This is a genomic window from Streptomyces sp. NPDC015032 (assembly GCF_043080425.1).
Classification (GTDB): Bacteria; Actinomycetota; Actinomycetes; order Streptomycetales; family Streptomycetaceae; genus Streptomyces.
Genome location: NZ_JBIBVN010000027.1, coordinates 57,377 through 76,344 on the forward strand (window position 1 = coordinate 57,377; position 18,968 = coordinate 76,344).

16 protein-coding genes and 1 pseudogene are annotated in these 18,968 nt (G+C 70.0%); 3 read left to right on the plus strand and 14 right to left on the minus strand.

Annotated elements, in window-relative coordinates; all coding sequences use genetic code 11:
* Positions 1-498 precede the first annotated feature (498 nt).
* The 7 genes from ACF08M_RS29665 to ACF08M_RS29695 form a co-directional block, all read right to left on the minus strand.
* On the minus strand, positions 499-1,251 hold the full coding sequence (locus ACF08M_RS29665) for a GPR1/FUN34/YaaH family transporter (protein WP_392188332.1): 753 nt from the start codon (positions 1,249-1,251) through the stop codon (positions 499-501).
* A 15-nt stretch (positions 1,252-1,266) separates the two neighbouring features.
* Positions 1,267-3,132, minus strand: a complete 1,866-nt coding sequence (locus ACF08M_RS29670) for an amidohydrolase (protein ID WP_392188363.1) — start codon at positions 3,130-3,132, stop codon at positions 1,267-1,269.
* A 17-nt stretch (positions 3,133-3,149) separates the two neighbouring features.
* Complete coding sequence (locus tag ACF08M_RS29675; RefSeq protein ID WP_392188333.1) at positions 3,150-4,103, minus strand: alpha/beta hydrolase; 954 nt, start codon at positions 4,101-4,103, stop codon at positions 3,150-3,152.
* Between the two features lie 373 nt (positions 4,104-4,476).
* Positions 4,477-4,998: a DoxX family protein gene (locus ACF08M_RS29680; RefSeq protein ID WP_392188334.1), complete on the minus strand. Its 522-nt coding sequence runs from the start codon at positions 4,996-4,998 to the stop codon at positions 4,477-4,479.
* 5 nt (positions 4,999-5,003) lie between these two features.
* Positions 5,004-5,666 (minus strand): hydrolase, encoded by a 663-nt coding sequence (locus ACF08M_RS29685; protein WP_392188335.1) that lies wholly within the window; start codon positions 5,664-5,666, stop codon positions 5,004-5,006.
* Positions 5,667-6,042: 376 nt separating this feature from the next.
* Positions 6,043-7,170 carry a low temperature requirement protein A gene (locus ACF08M_RS29690; RefSeq protein ID WP_392188336.1) on the minus strand — a complete coding sequence of 376 codons (1,128 nt, stop codon included), beginning with the start codon at positions 7,168-7,170 and terminating at the stop codon, positions 6,043-6,045.
* Between the two features lie 50 nt (positions 7,171-7,220).
* Positions 7,221-8,588 (minus strand): dihydrolipoyl dehydrogenase family protein, encoded by a 1,368-nt coding sequence (locus ACF08M_RS29695; protein WP_392188337.1) that lies wholly within the window; start codon positions 8,586-8,588, stop codon positions 7,221-7,223.
* 242 nt (positions 8,589-8,830) lie between these two features.
* Here ACF08M_RS29695 and ACF08M_RS29700 point away from each other — a divergent pair, with 242 nt between their 5' ends.
* Positions 8,831-9,409 (plus strand): Dps family protein, encoded by a 579-nt coding sequence (locus ACF08M_RS29700; RefSeq protein WP_392188338.1) that lies wholly within the window; start codon positions 8,831-8,833, stop codon positions 9,407-9,409.
* Between the two features lie 133 nt (positions 9,410-9,542).
* Here the strand turns inward: ACF08M_RS29700 and ACF08M_RS29705 are convergent.
* Both ACF08M_RS29705 and ACF08M_RS29710 read right to left on the minus strand, forming a co-directional pair.
* A pseudogene (locus ACF08M_RS29705) lies at positions 9,543-9,803 on the minus strand (transposase family protein); the annotation flags it as partial.
* A gap of 234 nt (positions 9,804-10,037) precedes the next feature.
* Complete coding sequence (locus tag ACF08M_RS29710; RefSeq protein ID WP_392188339.1) at positions 10,038-11,408, minus strand: peptidase C39 family protein; 1,371 nt, start codon at positions 11,406-11,408, stop codon at positions 10,038-10,040.
* A 227-nt stretch (positions 11,409-11,635) separates the two neighbouring features.
* Here ACF08M_RS29710 and ACF08M_RS29715 point away from each other — a divergent pair, with 227 nt between their 5' ends.
* Both ACF08M_RS29715 and ACF08M_RS29720 read left to right on the plus strand, forming a co-directional pair.
* Positions 11,636-12,265, plus strand: a complete 630-nt coding sequence (locus tag ACF08M_RS29715; protein ID WP_392188340.1) for a uridine kinase — start codon at positions 11,636-11,638, stop codon at positions 12,263-12,265.
* 360 nt (positions 12,266-12,625) lie between these two features.
* A complete protein-coding gene (locus ACF08M_RS29720) occupies positions 12,626-14,536 on the plus strand; it encodes an AAA family ATPase (protein ID WP_392188364.1) in 1,911 nt (636 codons plus the stop codon).
* Between the two features lie 87 nt (positions 14,537-14,623).
* Here the strand turns inward: ACF08M_RS29720 and ACF08M_RS29725 are convergent, their stop codons facing one another.
* The 5 genes from ACF08M_RS29725 to ACF08M_RS29745 form a co-directional block, all read right to left on the minus strand.
* Positions 14,624-15,721, minus strand: coding sequence for a hemolysin family protein (locus ACF08M_RS29725; protein WP_392188341.1), 1,098 nt, complete (start codon positions 15,719-15,721; stop codon positions 14,624-14,626).
* Complete coding sequence (locus tag ACF08M_RS29730; protein WP_392188342.1) at positions 15,718-17,088, minus strand: hemolysin family protein; 1,371 nt, start codon at positions 17,086-17,088, stop codon at positions 15,718-15,720. Before ACF08M_RS29730 ends, ACF08M_RS29725 begins: the two co-directional genes overlap by 4 nt.
* A 185-nt stretch (positions 17,089-17,273) precedes the next feature.
* Positions 17,274-17,738 carry a PH domain-containing protein gene (locus tag ACF08M_RS29735; protein ID WP_392188343.1) on the minus strand — a complete coding sequence of 155 codons (465 nt, stop codon included), beginning with the start codon at positions 17,736-17,738 and terminating at the stop codon, positions 17,274-17,276.
* 35 nt (positions 17,739-17,773) lie between these two features.
* Entirely contained in the window at positions 17,774-18,622 is an 849-nt protein-coding gene (gene hisG, locus ACF08M_RS29740; protein WP_392188344.1) for an ATP phosphoribosyltransferase, read from the minus strand.
* A gap of 71 nt (positions 18,623-18,693) precedes the next feature.
* On the minus strand, positions 18,694-18,966 hold the full coding sequence (locus ACF08M_RS29745) for a phosphoribosyl-ATP diphosphatase (protein WP_073739434.1): 273 nt from the start codon (positions 18,964-18,966) through the stop codon (positions 18,694-18,696).
* Positions 18,967-18,968 lie beyond the last annotated feature (2 nt).

Here is an 18,968-nt window from a genome sequence, read left to right on the forward strand (position 1 = left end):
GCGGAAGGTCAGGCGTCGGCGTGCTTCAGAGGCCGAAATGTGCGCGGCGCGCCTCGGGCACGTCCGGGCAGGCCCGGCAAGAAACCCGACGGCCTGGCCGCCGACAATGCCTACAGCAACGGATGGTGCCGCGACTGCCTGCGCGGACGCGGCATCCCGCACACCATCCCGGAGTAGACCGACAGCCAGGCCGTCCGCCTGCGAAAGGGCTCGCGTGGCGGGCGACCACCGGGCTTCGCCGAGGAGCGGTACAAGAAACGCAACACCGTCGAACGGGCCATCAACAAACTCAAGCACGCCAGAGCGGTTGCCACTCGCTATGACAAGCGCGCTCGGCACTGTTACCGCAGCAGCCCCCGTCATCTGGTTCCGTACGTGATCGCCCGGACATTCCTGGCGGGTCAGTACACCTAGCGGGACTTCTCGGGGCGGTTCACTACCTGCGGTTCCATGGGTGCTCCTGTGCGATCACGGTGTCATGGGGATCGGTTGGCATGTTCAGAGCGTGCGGCGCACGCCGGCCTGGCGTTCCAGGTTGCGGAGCTGGACCCCGAGGTCACCCTCGACGGCGGCGTGGGCCGGGCCACTGCGGCCGATGGGCAGCACCTCCTCGCTGCGCATGTCCTCCAGCATCAGGGCGAACGCCGCGTACGCCGCGACGAGCGCCGCCACGAGGCCGAGGGCCCCGGACGTACGCGTGAGCCATTCGGCGCCGGTCAGCCCCGAGAGACCGGTGGCCGCCCAGCGGGGCAGGGAAACCACGAGGACGAGCCACAGTGCGCGCTTCGGCCGCGTCACTGCGGCCATCAGTGCCCCGAAGCAGAGGAGTGCCAGATTGAAGACGCCCAGCACGCGCAGGCCGTCGGCTGCACCACTGAACATGATGAGCGAGTAGGCCAGCCAGCTGCTGGCGAACACGGCCATGAGCGTCGCCGCGATCACGTCCCGGGCCCCGAAGGCCAGGATGCTCACCAGGAATTGCAGGGCAAACGCCGGCAGCACGCACAGGGCGACGGCACGACGGGCCTCGGTCTCGAAGACCCCGAGCTGAAGGCATCCCGTCATCACGGAGGCGATCGCCACCGTGAAGAAGCCCAGCGGCATGGGTGAGGCGATGGGGCGCAGGTTGATCCGGGTCATCGACCGGAGGTCCGGTTCGAAGTGGCGTCCCGGCGGTGTGTCTGTGTCCGGCAGGCCGCCCGGCGCGTCGTCGGCGCCGGCAGCGGAGGTGGAAGCGGAAGCGGTATTCATGGGTGGTTCTCTCGTTCAGTGCTCGAAGCAGGGGTCGTAGATCGGCAGAGGCGCTTCGGGAGCGGAGCCACGTGCGACGCGCCACTGGCGGTGCTGCTCGGACTCGGCGACGGCCTCGGCCACGAGCGACGCCTGACGGGCACCGCTCTGGTAGCCGCCGAAGTGGACCACCGGGCTCCACTCCGGACTGACCGGCGGGAGGGTCTCGTCGAGTCCCTCGTACTCCGCGCTCGCGTAGACGATGCGGCCGCCGACGACGGTGAGCACAGACTCGATGTCGGGGATGGCCGCCTCAGGCACGGTGAGGTAGTCGTCGGACAGGATCGCCAGGTCGCCGTAGCAGCCTTCCCGCAGAACTCCCTTGACGTCCTGCTCACCGGTGAGTCGCGCCCCTCCGCGGGTGTAGAGGCCGAGGGCGGTCTCCCTGCTGATCAGGTTCTCGGCCGGGTAGAGCACGGTGCCGCCGACGGTGCGCCCGGTCACCAGCCAGTGGAGCGCGACCCATGGGTTGTAGGAGGAGACGCGGGTGGCATCGGTTCCGGCGGCCACGGTCAGGCCCCGGTCGAGCATCGCCCGGACCGGCGGGGTGTGGGCGGCGGCCTCGGCGCCGTAGCGGTCCCGGAAGGCGGTGCCCTGGAAGGACATCCGGTTCTGTACGGATACGGCGCCGCCGAGGGCCACGATCCGGTCCAGGCTGTCGGCCGAGACGGTCTCCGCGTGATCGAAGAGCCAGCGGTTGCCGCCCGGGAAGAGCCCTTCGGCCGCGAGCTTCTCGAAGACGGCCAGGTCGCGGCGGATCGTCTCGTCGTAGGTCGCGTGGAGCCGGAAGCCCCAGCCGTTCTCGAGTAGGAGCCGTACGGCGCTCTCGAATTCAGTCTCGTAGCCTGCGGCGAGTTCGGGCCGGGGTTCGGAGAAGTTCTCGAAGTCGGCGGCGGCCCACGTCAGGTTCTCACCCGCGCCGTTCAGCCGGAGCCACTCGTCCCCGTCCTCGGGCTTCACCATCTCGGTCCAGCGCTTCAGGTCGGCGAGCTCCTGGCCGGCCGTCTGCGGGAACAGGTGGTAGGCGATCCGGAGGGTCAGCTCCCCCGACCTGGCCAGGTCGACGACCGTGGCGTAGTTGTCGGGGAAGTTCTGGAACCCTCCGGCGGCGTCGACCGCGGAGGTGAGTCCGAAGCGATTGAGCTCGCGCAGGAAGTGCCGGGTCGATGTCCGTTTGTCGGCCTCGTCGAGGGCCGGCGCCTTGGCCAGGGTCGAGTACAGGATGAGGGCACCCGGCGCTGCGAGGAGCACCCCGTTGGGTTCGCCGTCCCGGCCCCGTACGATCTGCCCGCCGCGCGGGTCGGGGGTGTCCCGGGTGAATCCGGCGGCCTTGACGGCGGCACGGTTCATCAGCGCCGACTGGTAGAGGTGCAGGACGAACACCGGGGTGTCGGGGGCAGCGGCGTTCAGTTCCGCGACGGTCGGCATCCTGCGCTCGGCGAACTGTTCGGCGGTCCAGCCACCCACGACGCGGATCCACTGCCCCTTGGGGGTGCGGCCGGCCTGCTCGCGCAGCATCGCGAGGGCGTGTCGGAGGCTGCGCACGCCGTCCCAGCGCAGCTCCAGGACGTAGTTCAGGCCGCCCCGGATGACGTGCAGGTGCGAGTCGTTGAGACCGGGGATCACCCGGCGGCCGAGAGCGTCGACAACCTTCGTTCCCGGCCCGACGAGGTGGGCGAGGTCGTGGTCGTCACCGAGGGCCGCGACCCGGCCGTCGCGGATCGCGACGGCCCGGGCCTCGGGACGGTCGGGGTCACCGGTGAACACCTTCGCGTTACGGACAAGAAGGTCTGCCTGCGGCTGTTCCTGCCGCGGGCCGGGCACGAGGCCCGCAACAGGCATGCTCATCGACGGCCCCATCACACCAGGGCCTTGCGCAGGGTGTCGATCGCGACACCGATGGCGAGTTCCGCGGCCTGTGTCTCGCGCAATGCGTTCAGCATGACGAAGTCGTGAATGACCCCCTGTACACGCAGGGCGGTGACGGGGACTCCGGCGGCACGGAGCTTCGCCGCGTACGCCTCGCCCTCGTCGCGCAGAACATCGGCTTCGGCGGTGATGACCAGGGCGGGCGGCAGGCCGGTCAGCTGCTCGGTGGTGGCGCGCAGCGGCGAGGCGGTGATCTGGGCGCGCTCGGCCTCATCGGTCGTGTACTGGTCCCAGAACCACTGCATGCCGTCGCGGCGCAGGAAGTAGCCCTCGGCGAACTGCTGGTACGAGTCGGTGTCGAAGCTCGCGTCGGTGACCGGGTAGAAGAGGACCTGGTGAGCGAGGCGGACATCGCCGCGCTGCTTGGCCATGAGGGTGAGGGCAGCGGTCATGTTGCCGCCGACCGAGTCGCCGGCGACGGCGATCCGGGTGCCGTCGAGCTCCTTGTGGTGTCCCTCACGGGCGATCCACTGGGCGACGCTGTAGTTCTGCTCGATGGCGACGGGGTAGCGGGCCTCGGGCGAGAGGTCGTACTCGGGGAAGACGACGGCCGCCCCGGTGCCGACGGCGAGTTCGCGGACGAGCCGGTCGTGGGTGTGCGCGTTGCCGAAGACCCAGCCCGCGCCGTGGATGTAGAGGATGACGGGAAGGGGGCCGGTGGCACCGCGCGGGCGGACGACCCGGGCACGGACGTCGCCGGCCGGACCACCGTGAACGGTGATCCATTCCTCGTCGACGGCGGGCAGCAGGACGCCTTCGCCGCTCTGGACGTCGTCCACGGCCTTGCGGCCGTCCGCCACGGGAATCTGGAAAAGGAACGGCGGCTGGGCGGTGGCCTCGGCGAACGCCTGGGCGGCGGATTCGAGGGTCGGCCTGTTCTGCATGAGAGGTTCTCCTTCGGAGGGTGTGTGAATGGGGCGCGTTCAGCGGGTGCGCGCGTCGCCGAGAAGGTCACGCCACGCATGAGGCAGTGGTGCTTCCTGTAAAGATGCGCGTGTCGGTGACTACGCGGTTCAGCCGCTGGCAGGCCTGCATGCGGGTGTCGTGGCGAAGGCCGGTCGGCAACTGCTTGCGCGTGCCGAACGCCTTGGTTCCGGCGCCCTTCTGGGGCGGCAGCGGCTGGCCGCCACGGCGCAGGGGTGTGGTGGTGGATGCGGTGATCGCGGTCTTCTTCAGCTCTCCTGGTGGGATGGGTGGGAGGGCCCGGCCGCCCGCGGGGGGCGCAGGGTGGCCGGGCCCGGCCTGCGCGGCTCGCGCTCAGCGCCCGCCGGGGGCGGCGGCCCTCGGCGCCGCCGGGGCCGGCCGATGCAGTACGAGCCGGGTGAGCAGCCCGCTGCCGAGACCCGCCACGAGAGCGAGACCCGCCCACCACAGCGGATACGGCGTGAGGCCGAGGGCCGCGTCGAGCGACCAAGCGCCTGGTCCGGTGGCGGCGAGAGCGGCGGCGGTACCGATGAGGACGAGCGGGTATTCGTACCCGTCGTTCTGTACCCAGAGGCCGTTGTGCCATTTCACGGTGAGAGCGACCGTCATGACTCCCATGGCCCCGGTCGCCGCGAGCGGGGTCAGGAAGCCGGCGGCGAGCAGCAGACCCGATCCGATCTGGCCACCGCCCGCCGCCAGAGCTGTGAGGGCTCCGCCGCGGAAGCCGTCGGCACGGAACTCCTCCGTACCGCCCTCAAGTCCCCTGCCGCCCAGGTGTGAGCTGATCTTCTGCACCCCATGGCCGGCGACGAGCAGGCCCACCAGCAGACGCAGGATCAGAATGCCGGTGTCCAAGGCGGTCAGCCGGCCGCGTGTGCGCCGATGACGCTCTGCGCGTACACGACACCCAGGCCATACGCGCCCGCGTGGGCCTTGACAATCTCCATGACCGCGCCGTACGTCTCCTGACGCGCCCAGTCACGCTGCAGCTCCAGCAGGACCTGCACCCAGGTCACCGGAACCGCGCCGGCGGCAATCATCCGCTGCAGCGCGTGCTCGTGGGCAGCGGGGCTGACGCCGCCGGAGGCGTCGGAGACCACGTACACCTCGTAACCCTGCTCCAGCGCGGACAGCGCGGGCAGCACCAGGCAGACCTCGGTCCACAGGCCTGCCAAGATGATCTTGTTGCGCCCGGTCGCCTTGACCGCCGCCACGAGGGCCTCGTCCTCCCAGGCGTTCATGGTCGTGCGGTCGATGACCTCGTGCTCGGGAAACACCTCGGCCAGCTGCGGCAGCAGGGGGCCGGAGAACGACTCGGCGGCGACCGTGGTCAGGACGGCCGGCACATCGAACGCCTGAGCCGCCTTGGCGAGACCCACGGTGCTGTTGATGATCGCGGCGCGGTCGCCGCTCCCGGTGCCGAAGAACATCTGCGGCTGGTGGTCCACGAAAAGCATGACAGCGTTATCGGGCGTGAGCAGGTCCGCACTGGGGGCAGGGTGCACCTTGTTGATATCGAACATAAGAAGTCCTTTCGGAACGGTCGGAATCGCGCCCGCCGCGTTCCCGCGGCTCGACAGAACCCAAAGCTATGACCGGTCCGACCGACCAACTTTTCCCTCTGCGCCCAGGAGTTGGCACGACAGTGCACTACCCGCTCAGGACCGGGACCACCGTCCGCTCCTCGATCACGCCACGTGCGCCATCGCCCCGCTGCCACCACCTGCCTCGACCCAATCGACATCGAGGTAGATCTCCTCCACCGCATGGAAACCCAACGTCTGCAAGCACCTCGTCTGTACTGACCCGTGAGGTCAGGGACTCGATGTGCGTGATGTCCGGCTCGGCTACGGCAATGCAGCCATCGGACAAGACCGCGAGATCTCGCGACGGGCATCTTCACCGGCGCTGCACCGTGACCACCACGACCAAGACCGCCAGCAGCACACCGGCGACCAGGGAAGGTGCCGGGAAGAAGGCGGCCAGCAGGACGCCGCCCGCCACGACGGGATACGGAATCCATTCGGCCGCGGTTCTTTGATGGGGCCGGAGGTGTACGGCCCACACGGTGATCAGGAAGACGGCCGCGGGAACAGTGACTGCCGCGCCCGCAGTCAACGGCGAGACGTCCGTGCGACGCGTGACGTGGTCGGCGTACGCGGCCAGGCCGGCTCCCTCGGCGGTCGCCGAAGCGAAGATCAGGTAGTGGCCGTAGGCCCAGGTGAATCTTCTGCGGTGGGCCTGGTGTGTCGTGGCAAGCAGGGTGTGCGCGGATCTGGCGAAGTACAGCCACCACATGGCGTAGGCCATGAACAGGCCACCGGCCGCGACCGCGTACAGCGAGCCGGTGCCGTGGTTCCGGTCGAACGCGCCCTGGACGGCGACGGTGGCCGCCGCGACGAACTCTCCGAGGACGATGAGGGTGAAGCTTTCGTAGCGCTCGGCAATGTGGCGCGGATGCCATGGGGTCATCCCTGCGGACTGCGCCCACACGGGGACGGACACCTCGGCGACGATCAACACCACAATGCCCGGCAGCCGCGCCGATACCGGGAGACCGAGCAACCCGACCCAACCGACCTGACATACTGTCACTCCGACGGCGAAGCGCAGAGTGGTCGCCCGTCGAGGGGGGTCGGACCACGCGGCGCGCAGCCACAGGGCGGCCAGCGCAGTGCGCAGCACGACGTATCCGATGGTGATGACCCGCAGGTCACCCTCCTCGAACGCGCGCGGAACGCCTGCCGCGAGCACCAGCGACCCCGTGATCTGGACCAACACCGTCAACCGGTACAGGACATCGTCCGGGTCGTAGGCGGAAGCAAACCAGGTGAAGTTCATCCACGCCCACCAGATGGTGAAGAAGACCAGCGCGAAGCGCAGGACACCGGTGGCGTACTCCCCATCGGTCAGCGCCTCGTGCAGGCTCCCGGACGCCTGCGCCACCGCGATCACGAAACACAGGTCGAAGAGAAGCTCCAGGGAGGTAGCGGCCCTGTGCGGCTCACCGGGGTCGCGGCCCAGCATGGTGCGCCATCGCCTGGGCACCGGGGTCGCGTGGGCGATCTGGCGGCGGCTCAGCGGAGGGCTCCGAGCGCGGCCTCGACCGTCCGGTGGAAGGTGGGATAGGTGTAGATCATGTGCTGGAGCCGGTCGACGGGTATCTCGGCGTGGACGGCCACGTTCAGTCCGTAGAGCACCTCGCCTCCCGCCGGCCCCGCCGACGTCGCGCCGATCAACACGCCCCGGTCCGCGTCCTCGACAAGCTTGATGAGCCCCTCGTTGCCCGGCCCGTGGACCCAGCCTCGCGTGGAGAGGGCGATGGGCAGCACACTGGTGCGTACGCGCAGCCCCCGTTCACGCGCCTGCCGCTCCGTCAACCCGACGGCCCCGATCTCCGGATCGGTGAAGGTGACACGGGGCAGCGCCCGGTAGTCGGCGCCGGGACCGGGCTGTCCGATGATGTCCCGGACGGCGATCTGCGCCTGGTACATCGACACATGGGTGAAGGCGCCTCGGCCGGTGATGTCGCCGACCGCCCACAGCCCCTCCCCCGCCCGCATCTGCTCGTCCGTGTTCACGGCTCCCGCCGTTGGATCCAGCCCCACCGTGTCGACCGCCAGCGCGGCCAGGTCGGCGTGGCGTCCAGTGGCGACCAGAAGCCGTTCGGCACGAAGCGACTCCCCGTCACCCTCAAGGCGGACGGTGAACTCGGTGCCGTCATGACTGACCTGCCGTGCCCGAGCACCCGTGAGCACGGTGACTCCGTCCGCCCGCAGAACCTCCGCGGCCAGCTCCCCGGCTTCCGGTTCCTCCTGCGACAGCAGTCGGTCCTGTCCCTCGATCACCGTGACCGCGCACTTGAAGCGGGCGAAGACCTGGGCAAGTTCCACACCGATGGCACCTCCGCCGAGCACGACCAGCGACTCCGGCAGTTCCTTGGCCGCCATGACGTCCCGGTTGGTCCAGTACGGCGTTCCCCCGAGGCCCGGCACCGGAGCAATCCGGGGCCGCGTGCCGGTGGCCAGCACGACACCGCGCCGGGCTTCGAACGTGCGGTCGCCGACCACCACGCGGCGCGGCCCGGAGAGACGGCCCGTCCCCCGGACGAGCCGACCGCCTTTGGCCACGAGACGGTCGGCGGCGGCCTGGTCGTTCCAGTCGTCAGTGGCCTCGTTGCGGATACGCCTGGCGACCCTGCCCCAATCCGGTGTCACGACCGTTTCACCGGCGAGGGCGGGCACCCGGCCCGCCTCGGCGAGCAGATTCCCGGCCCGGATCATCATCTTGCTGGGCACGCACCCCCAGTACGGACACTCGCCCCCGACGAGTTCCGCCTCAAGTCCCACCACGTCCAGACCGGCTTCGGCCAGCGTGCCCGCGACGTACTCACCGCCCGGCCCCAGCCCGATGACCACCACATCCGCCTGCTCATTCGCGCTCATGCCTGCCTCTCCTCGTTCCTCGGGCTCCACGGACGTGGGCTGTCCCGCCGAGGCTAGGTCGGCTGCCCGAAGGCCCGTGCCCGTCGGCGCACGGTTGCTTGCCTGGGAGCGAACGCCCGGCACGGGGCACCGCGCACTGTGCGCTGGCAGGCACCACCACATGCGCTCCGGGTCAAGCGCTCCGCGTCGGAGCACCTAGCGTCACTCGGGTACACACAGCAAGGCACCACAGGAGGCGAACCATGACCACCAGTACCAAGCCCGTGAGCAGCAGCCAGCCGTGGCTGCACCAGAGGGGTGAGGTGATCCAGGAGTTCGGCACCGTCAAGCAGTTCCCGATCGGCCTGTCCTACGAGGCGCGGATGTACTCCTGCCAGCGCCTGAACAAGGTTCTGGCGGACACTCAGATCCTCTACGGCCTCTACAAGAAGCATCACTGGCTGATGCGCGGCGCGACTTTCTACCAACTGCACCTGGTCCTGGACAAGCACGCGGGGGAACAGCTCGAAATCGTCGACACCATCGCCGAACGCGTCCAGTCCCTGGGCGGCGTCGCGGTGGGCGACCCCAGGCACGTCGCGGAGATCACATCGATACCGCGCCCTCCGGACGGAGTGGAGGAAGTACCGGCGATGCTGTCACGGCTGCTGGAAGCCCACGAGACCATCCTCGTCGAGGCCCACGACGCCGCCGCCCGGACCGGTGAGCTGGGTGACGACGGCACCAACGATCTCCTGGTCTCACAGGTGATCAGGACCGGGGAACTGCAGACCTGGTTCCTGGCCGAGCATCTGGTCGACACCCCGCTCGTCCGCGCCTGAAGGATCGCGCCGGTCCGCGTCCGAAGGTGCCGGAGCGCGTTCCTGAAGGAGCCTGAGCCGGCCCGGACGACGACGCCGTCCGCATGCGACGCAATAAGGCTCGGAGAGCGTCGTCTCTGAGCCTTTTCCAACCTCACGCTGACGCGTGACGAAGGACGAGGACGGCCTGGACGATCCTGGTGATGCGGTTCGTGCTGCAGCGGATCTTCCGCAGGAGGCGCCGGCCTCTCACCGTGACCATGGCCTGCTCGCCGAGGCAGCGGATCTTGGCGTGCGTGCTGTTGTACGGACGCTGCTACCGCTTGAGGCGACGGCCGCGGAAGGGCACCCGGATGGAACCGTCAGCACCCTGATACGCCTTGTCGGCCCAGCACTTGAGGCCCGCCTCGGCGATCCCCCACGCCGCACAGCGAGCCGTTCGGTCAGGCACCGCAGGGTGCGACTGGACAGGTCGATCGACAAAAGTGTGCCACCGTGACCTTGACGAGCGGCGTGTCCATTCACGAAGTGTCTCGCCGGCTCGGGCATCGCTCGATCAAGGTCACGGTGGACAAGTACGGCCACCTCACCCAGGACGGCCGGGAAAGCTGCCGTCAGGCGGCCGAGGCGGCCGTGGCACCGCACATGCTCACAGCAGGCCGAACGACCTCAGAACCCGGCGCTGAGCCGGTGTCGGACGAGCGGGCCAGTAGAGATAGCAGACCCCGCCCGTACCACTCCTGACCTTGCCATTCGCGTCGTAGCGCTTGGTGCGCAGCCAGATGTTCTCCCACTCCGCGCGCTTGTATACCCGGCGCACGGCCTCGTCGCTCGGCGAGGCCGGGTCGTTCGCGATCACGTCGCCGTCCTCGGTGAATCCGATCACGGTCATCAGATGGCCCGAGGTCCCGTATCCGGCGCCGGTCAGCTCCTCCTTGAGGAAGGACTGCGACGTCAGGGCCGGGATGCCGGCCCGGATCAGCGTCTCCAGGTCCGTCAGCGAGCCGAGCCGGGTCACGACCGCGCTCATGCCGTCGTACGTCGCGGCGTACGCGGCGTTGAACGGCCAGTTGCCGCAGCCCTCGTACTGGTAGTCGTACGTGAACCGGGCGGCGTGGCAGACCTGGGGGTCGGTCAGGCCCGGCTCGACCCAGGCGAGCTCCTCGGCGGTGGGCCTGTGCCCCCAGTACTCGATGATCATCTGCGAGGAGGTGGGGCTGCACCAGGCCTCGCCGCCGTTGTCGTACTCCGGGTACTGCCCCACGTGGATGTTCTGCGAGTACCGCGGCACCGGCAGTTCCCGGGCGAGGCCGGGGACGCTGGCGGGCACGGTGAAGCGGTCCGGGATGTCGGACGCCATCGCGCCGAGCCGCCACACGGTGGGCGTGAGGCGGGTGCCCGGGGTGCGGTGGAGGGTGAGCCGCAGCCGGTACGAGACCAGCCGCAGCCCGCTCGCCGCGTCGTCCACCGAGAAGGTGTCGGTCCAGACGGAGCTCCTGCCGTCGCTCTGGTCGTCGACGGAGGTCCGGCGGATGTCGCCGTCACCGGCGGCCCAGCGGCCCATCACGTACCAGGGGGTCGGGGTGGCGTCCGAGTAGCGGCCCTGGAGCTCGATCTGGATCCAGGTGCCCGCCGGGGTGTCCGCGTTCCAGGAGGCGATCACCTCGGTCGCCGGGACGGTGGACCGGTGGACCGGCGAGGTCCAGGTCGCGTACTCCCAGGTGGCGGTCCGGCCGGTGTGCGGATCGGTGTAGTCGGTACGCCCCTCGGCGTGGCCGATCACCAGACCGGGCCGGCGGCCCGCGACGGCGCGGGTCCCGGCGCCGCAACCGCTGCGCCAGTCGGAGTAGGTGTGCCAGGAGTGGTTGTCCACGGAAGAAGCGGCTGCCGAGGGGGTACGGGGCGGGGCCGGGGAAGGGGCGGCGGCGGTCGCGAAGCCGGCGGACGACACCGTGCCGGCGGTGGCCGCTGCCGCGAGCGCGGCGGTCAGCACGGTTCTGCGCGAGGTCGGTCTGTTCATGGGCTGGGGCCTCTCGTTTCGATCACGCCGGGCTCGCGCGGTCCGGCACTGCGCCTCGCCGCGTTGTCGTCGGTCGGAAGGGGGCTGCAGGTGCACGACAGTGCGCCAACTATCGCGGTTCGTGACCGGATTCGGCCAGCGATCGGACGCGCACCGACAAACCAATATTGGTCTGGTCCACTGGCGTGACCTGCGATTGCTTCGGACCTGCTCGTAGGCTGGTACGCATGAACGACCTCTCGCCCCTCGCCGCGCGACTGCGCGCCCTGGCACCGTCCTGCGGACCGGTACGCCTGATCGCCGTCGACGGACACGCCGGATCGGGGAAGAGCACCTTCGCGTCCCGCCTCGCCGCCGCGCTCGACGGCGCCCCCGTCCTGCATCTGGACGACCTGGCCACCCACGAGTCCTTCTTCACCTGGCCGGACCGGCTGCGGGAGCAGGTGATCGATCCCCTCTCGCGCGGGGAGTGCGCGCACTACGCACCGTATGACTGGACCGCACGGACGTTCGCGGCGCCGCGCGCTCTGGAGCCCGCACCGGTGGTCCTGATCGAGGGGGTCGGAGCGGGCCGCCGGGCACTGCGGCCGTGTCTGGCGCGGCTGTTGTGGATGGATCTCGCGGCGGCGGAGTCCTGGGAACGGGGCCGCCGCCGGGACGGTCCGGCTCTTTCGGCCTTCTGGGACGGGTGGACGGCAGCCGAGACGGAGCACTTCTCGGCCGATCCCTCGCGCTCCCACGCGGACACTCTGGTACGGCAGTTGCCAGTGGGCTACGAGTTGCTGGAGGGACCTCACGCAGCAGCAGGAACGAACCATTCCGTCACGGACCGTGAGTACATCGCATCGCCGTCCTGAGTGGTGAGAAAACGCCCCGGAAGTACCTCAACTCCGCTTGACCCGAGGGCGGCACAGGTCTTACGTTCTCAATGTGCGGCTTTTCGGAGCCCTCACGGACACGAAGCCCCCGGTTGTTCCCCCGTGATCGGGGGCTTCGTTCTGCCTCCGCACCCTCTCTCCCACGCCGGTTCGGCAGATTCCGATCACCCTCGGTCACGGTCTCCCTTCTGCCTGCTGCGCTCTTAGCCGCACACTCCTTGCGCAGGTACGATGCCTCTCGGTGCGGTCAATTCCCGTCCGTGGCACAGTGTTTCAGTGCGCCTCGGCGGGCAGGTCGTGCGGCGGGACATCCTGGGGGCACGGTTTGTGGGGGACCAGATGGACATCGGCACGCAGGGCGCACAGGCCCCGGCCGACCTCGCCTGGCTGCGCGGCGTGGACGCCTACACCATGGGCGCCTACCCACAGGCCGAAGAGGAGTTCGGGGCAGCGGTACGGATCGATCCCGGCATGGCGGACGGCTGGCTCGGCCTCCATGCGCTGAGGGTCGACACCACGACGGCGCTGCTGCGCATGTACCGCCATCGCGAACGCTTCGGCGAGCAGCGCGCCCGTCATCGGCGCACGCTCAACTCCTGGTACTGGCTGGGCTGGTGGGTGCAGCCGGTGCTGGAGAGCCCGCGCGATCTGCTGCTCGCGCACGCCTCGCACTGGCTGGACGGGCGCCATGTCCCCGAGCTGGACCGCGCGCTGGCCGGCCTGCCTCCGGTGGACGCGGACCCGCAGGTGCGCTTCCTGCACGCCTGCCGCTCCTATCTCGTCAAGGACTGGGAGCAGCTCGTACGCAACACCGAGCAGCTCGTCGACGATCCGATGCTCGGTATCGAGGCGGGGCTGTTCGGCGGGATGGCGCGGGTGCGGCTGGAGATGTACGGGCAGGCCGAGCCGCTGCTCTCCACCGCGCTGATGCGCTGCCGCAGCGAGCAGCCGCAGCGCAAGGAGCTGCGCTACTGGCTGGCCCGCGCGCACGAGGGAACCGGCCGCAGCGCGGCCGCCCTGCCGCTCTACCGGGCGGTGCACCGGATCGACCCGGCCTTCATGGACACTTCGGCGCGGCTCACCGCGATCGCGGACTACGACGGCCTCGACGGCACCGACGAGGCCGCCGGTCTCACCACCGTCTCCCTGGCCGGACCGGCCACGGACGCCGTGGCGGAGGCTCAGCCGGACGGGGACGCACTGCTCGGCACCGACCTGGTGGACGGCCGAGAGCTCCGGCCGGGCGGCGGGACCCTGGGCCTTGCGGGCGTCGGGGTGCCGCCACCGTCCGACGGAGCGCGCCGGAAGACGGCGGTGCCCGGCCAGCCGCCGTCCCCCTTCCCGGCCGGGCCCAGCGATCCGGTGCTGCTCGCCGAGGCGCTGGCGGAGCTGGAGCGGATGGTCGGCCTGGAGCCCGTCAAGCGGCAGGTCAACGCGTTGTCCGCGCAGCTGAACATGGCGCGGTTGCGGGTCGGCCAGGGGCTGCCCGTACAGCCGCCGAAACGCCATTTCGTCTTCTCGGGGCCTTCCGGCACCGGCAAGACCACGGTGGCCCGCATTCTGGGCCGGGTCTTCTACGCCCTCGGTCTGCTCGGCGGCGACCATCTCGTCGAGGCCCAACGGGCTGACCTGGTGGGCGAGTTCCTCGGGCAGACCGCCGTGAAGGCCAATGAGCTGATCGATTCGGCACTCGGCGGGGTGCTGTTCGTCGACGAGGCGTACAGCCTCTCCAACACCGGCTACAGCAAGGGCGACGCGTACGGCGACGAGGCGCTCCAGGTCCTCCTCAAGCGGGCGGAGGACAACCGGGACCATCTCGTTGTCATCCTCGCGGGCTATCCGGAAGGCATGGACCGGCTGCTGGCCACCAATCCGGGGCTCTCCTCACGTTTCACCAGCCGGGTGGACTTCCCGAGCTACCGGCCGCTGGAGCTCACCTCGATCGGTGAGGTGCTGGCCGCGGAGAACGGCGATGCCTGGGACGAGGAGTCCCTGGAGGAGCTGCGCTCCATCAGTGGTCATGTCGTCGACGAGGGCTGGATCGACGAACTGGGCAACGGGCGGTTCCTGCGCACCCTGTACGAGAAGAGCTGTGCCTACCGTGATCTGCGGCTCTCCGGTTACGCGGCCCTGCCGAGCCGGGACGATCTGGCCACCTTGCGGCTGCCGGACCTGATGCAGGCGTACGGCGAGGTGCTCTCCGGCCGGGGGCCGGTGGACCGGGGCCCCCAGGAGCCGCCGGTGTTGTGAGGGCGGTCCGCCGGGGGCCCGGCAGCCGTTGCCCTCGACCGCCGGGCGGGCCGAAAACCGTGCCCGGCCCACCCGGCGGCCGGGCACTCAGTGGACCGACGCGGTGAGTTCGCCGGTGCCGGTCGTCGTGTCCGCCGTCCGGCGCGGTACCAGGACCCGGTGTGCCGGGTCGCGCACCTCGCCGACCAGCATCTCCAGCACGTCCTCCATGGCGACCAGGCCGAGAATCCGGCCCGACGCGTCGGCGACCTGCGCCAGATGCGTGGCAGCGCGGCGCATCACGGTCAGGGCGTCGTCCAGGGGCAGCTCCGCCCGTACGGTCGCCATCGGGCGCCAGACGTGCTGAGGGACGGCCCGCTCGCCGTCCTCCAGGTCGAGGACGTCCTTGACATGCAGATAGCCCATGAACGGACCGCCACCCTCCGCGCACACGGGAAACCGCGAGTAGCCGGTCCGTACGGTCAGCTCCTCGATCCGGCGCGGGGTGACGGAGGGGGCCACCGTCACCAGGGAGGCCCTGCTGAGCAGCACATCGGTGACGGGCCTGCTGCCCAGCTCCAGTGCGTCCTCCAGCCGTTCCTGCGCCTCCGGCTCCAGCAGTCCCGCCTGGCCGGAGTCCTCGACGAGCCGGTTGAGCTGCTCGCTGGTGAAGACGGCCTCCACCTCGTCCTTCGGTTCGACGCCGAAGAGCCGGAGCACCAGCCGGGCGCAGGCGCCCAGTGCGGAGGTGACCGGACGGCAGACGCGGGCGAAGCCCACGAGGCCCGGGCTGAACCAGAGCGCGGTCTTCTCCGGCGCCGCCATCGCGAGGTTCTTCGGGACCATCTCGCCGATGACGAGATGGAGGAAGACCACGAAGACGAGCGCCAGGACATAGCCGAGCGGATGGATGAGGCCCTCGGGCAGGTGGACCGCGTGGAAGACCGGCTCCAGCAGACGGGCGACGGTCGGTTCGGCGACGGCGCCGAGGGTCAGCGAGCAGACGGTGATGCCGAACTGGGCGGCTGCCATCATCTGCGGCAGGTTCTCCAGTCCGTGGAGCACCTGGCGGGCCCGGCCCGACCCGGCGGCCGCGAGGGGTTCGACCTGGCTGCGCCGTACGGAGACGAGGGCGAACTCGGCACCGACGAAGAAGCCGTTCGCCAGCACGAGGAGTCCGGCGAAGAGCAGCTGGACCAGGCTCATCGCACGGCCTCCAGGGCGCCCTGGGTCAGCGGGGCCGCGGTGACGGGATCGGCCGTCTCCGCGGTGCGTACGAAACGGACCTTCTCGGCGCGGTAGTGGCCGACCTGGCGGACGGAGATCCGCCAGCCGGGCAGCTCGGCCCGGTCGCCGGGGGCGGGGATGCGTCCCAGCAGATCGGCGACGAGTCCGGCGACGGTCTCGTACGGGCCGTCGGGGACGTCGAGTCCTATCCGGCGCAGGGTCAGGACCCGGCAGCTGCCTTCGGCGTCCCAGGCCGGGCGGCCGTCCTCCGGAGCGGCGGGAGCCAGCTCGGGCCGGTCGGCGCCTTCGGCGTCGTGCTCGTCCCTGACCTCGCCGACGAGTTCCTCGATGATGTCCTCGAGGGTGACGACTCCGGCGGTACCGCCGTACTCGTCGACCACGACGGCGATCGGCTGCTCGTTGCGCAGCCGCTGGAGCAGCTGTTCGACGGGCAGGGTCTCCGGCACCAGCAGCGGCGGTACGGCGATCCGGCCGGCCGGAGTGCGCAACCGGTCCTGGGCGGGCACGGCGAGCGCGTCCTTGAGGTAGATCATGCCGACGACCTCGTCGATGCGCTCCCGGTAGACCGGGAAGCGGGAGAGTCCGGTGGCGCGGGTGAGGTTGAGGACGTCCTCGGCGGTCGCCGAGGACTGCAGGGCGCTGACCTTCACCCGTGGGGTCATGACGTGCTGGGCGGTGAGTCCGGCGAGCGAGAGGGTCCGTACGAAGAGGTCCGCGGTGTCCTGTTCGAGGGTGCCGGCCTTGGCCGAGTGCCGGGCCAGGGAGACCAGCTCCCCCGGGGTGCGGGCGGAGGCCAGCTCGTCGGTGGGTTCGACGCCCAGCAGCCGTACCAGCCGGTTGGCGACGGTGTTCAGCAGGCTGATCACCGGCCGGAGAGCTGCGGAGAAACGGTACTGGGGACCGGCCACGAACCGGGCGACCTGGAGCGGCCGGGAGACCGCCCAGTTCTTCGGCACGAGTTCGCCGATGACCATCTGGACGGCGGAGGCCACCAGCATTCCGATCACCACGCTGATGCCGGGTACGGCACCGCCGGGCAGACCGGTCGCGGTGAGCGGGCCGTCCAGCAGCTGGGCCAGCGCCGGTTCGGCGAGCATGCCGACGACCAGTGAGGTGATGGTGATGCCCAGCTGCGTGCCGGAGAGCTGGAAGGAGAGTTCACGCAGGGCTTCGACGACGGTGTGGGCCCGCCGGTCGCCCTCGGCGGCGGCACGCTCGGCGTCCGGCCGCTCCACCGTGACGAGCCCGAATTCGGCTGCCACGAAGAATCCGTTGGCGAGGATGAGAAGGAACGCTGCACAGAGAAGCAGCAGGGGGGTGGTCATGCCGCCGCCTCCGGAGAAGGGGCGGCGCAGGTACTACCGGACGATCCGTCCATTGATGGAAGGAGTCACTCCTTGGGTCGCAGGAAAGCCCCGCCGGCCTCGTGGACCTTCTCGTGCGGGGCGGGGCGCACAGGGCGCCGCCGCCCTCCAGAGTAATCAAGAAGAGGCCGTACGGGGCAGGGGGCTCAGCCGATGTCCGTACCGGTTCCGTGGTTCTCGGCGAGGGCGCGGAGCGCGCCGGCGTCGCGGATGGCCTGTTGCTTGGCGATTCCCGGCTGGATACCGAGGGCGGGCATGCTGGTCCCGTCGCTCAGGTCCAGAAAGACCCAGGGGTCGCCGACCCGCAGGTTGACGCGGAGAATCTCCGCCCAGGACAGTTGGCGCGTCCGGGTGAGATTGACCACGGTCACGCCGTCCTCGTTCGCGACGATCTTGGGACGGCTGAGCAGCGCGAGCACGCCGAAGAACAGCAGCGCGGTGAAGATGAAGCTGGACCGCTCCCCCGCGCTCAGCTGCTCCAGGGTCAGGGCGATGACGGTGATGACGACGAACATCGCCGCCCCCACGGTCAGCAGGACCACCCGGGTTCGGGTCGGCCGGAACGTGACCGGGAGTGTGGGGAGTTCGGACCGTGGCGCGGGGGCGGACATGGTGTTCTTCAGTCTTCCGGGTGGTCGCCGGGCCGTCAGAGACGGCAGGCGTGGATGGCGGTGGTGAGGATGGCGCGGGCGCCGAGATCGTACAGGTCGTCCATGATCCGCTGCGCCTCCCGGGCGGCGACCATGGAACGGACGGCCACCCAGCCCTCGTGGTGCAGCGGGGAGATGGTCGGCGACTCCAGGCCGGGGGTGAGGGCGACCGCGCGCTCCAGGTGCTCGACGCGGCAGTCGTAGTCCATCATCACGTAGGAGCGGGCGACCAGGACGCCCTGGAGGCGGCGGAGGAACTGCTGGACCTTGGGGTCGTCGTCCGGTGCGCCGGTGCGGCGGATGACGACGGCTTCCGACTTCATGATCGGCTCGCCGATGACGTCGAGTCCGGCGTTGCGCAGGCTGGTTCCGGTCTCCACGACATCGGCGATGACCTGGGCGACCCCGAGCTCGATGGCGGTCTCGACCGCGCCGTCGAGGTGGACGACGGAGGCGTTGACGCCGAGATCGGCGAGGTGCTTGGCGACGATGCCCTCGTAGGAGGTGGCGATCGTCTTGCCGTCGAAGTCCTGCGGGCCCTGGGCCGTGCCGGGCTTGGTGGCGTAGCGGAAGGTGGAGCGGGCGAAGCCGAGCTGGAGGATCTCCTCGGCATCGGCGCCGGAGTCCAGCAGCAGGTCGCGGCCGGTGATGCCGATGTCGAGGCGGCCGGAGCTGACGTAGATCGCGATGTCGCGCGGCCGCAGGTAGAAGAACTCGACCTCGTTCTCGGGGTCGACGAGGACGAGTTCCTTGGACTCCTTGCGCTGCTGATAGCCGGCCTCATGGAGCATCGCCATCGCAGGCCCGGAGAGTGAACCCTTGTTGGGAACGGCGATGCGCAGCATGAGGTCAGGTTTCCTTTGCGAGGAGGGGGTCTGGTGCGGTCTGCGGATGTGCGTGGTGCGCGGGGTCGTGCTCAGAGGTGGGCGTAGACGTCGTCGAGGGAGATCCCGCGGGCGACCATCATCACCTGGACGTGGTACAGCAGCTGGGAGATCTCCTCGGCGGCGGCGTCCTTGCTCTCGTGCTCGGCGGCCATCCAGACTTCGGCGGCCTCCTCGACGACCTTCTTGCCGATGGCATGGACCCCCTTGTCCACCAGTTCGGCGGTGCGTGAGGTGGAGGGATCGCCGTCGGCGGCCTTGAGCTGCAGCTCGGCGAAGAGCTCTTCGAAGGTTTTGTTCGCCATGA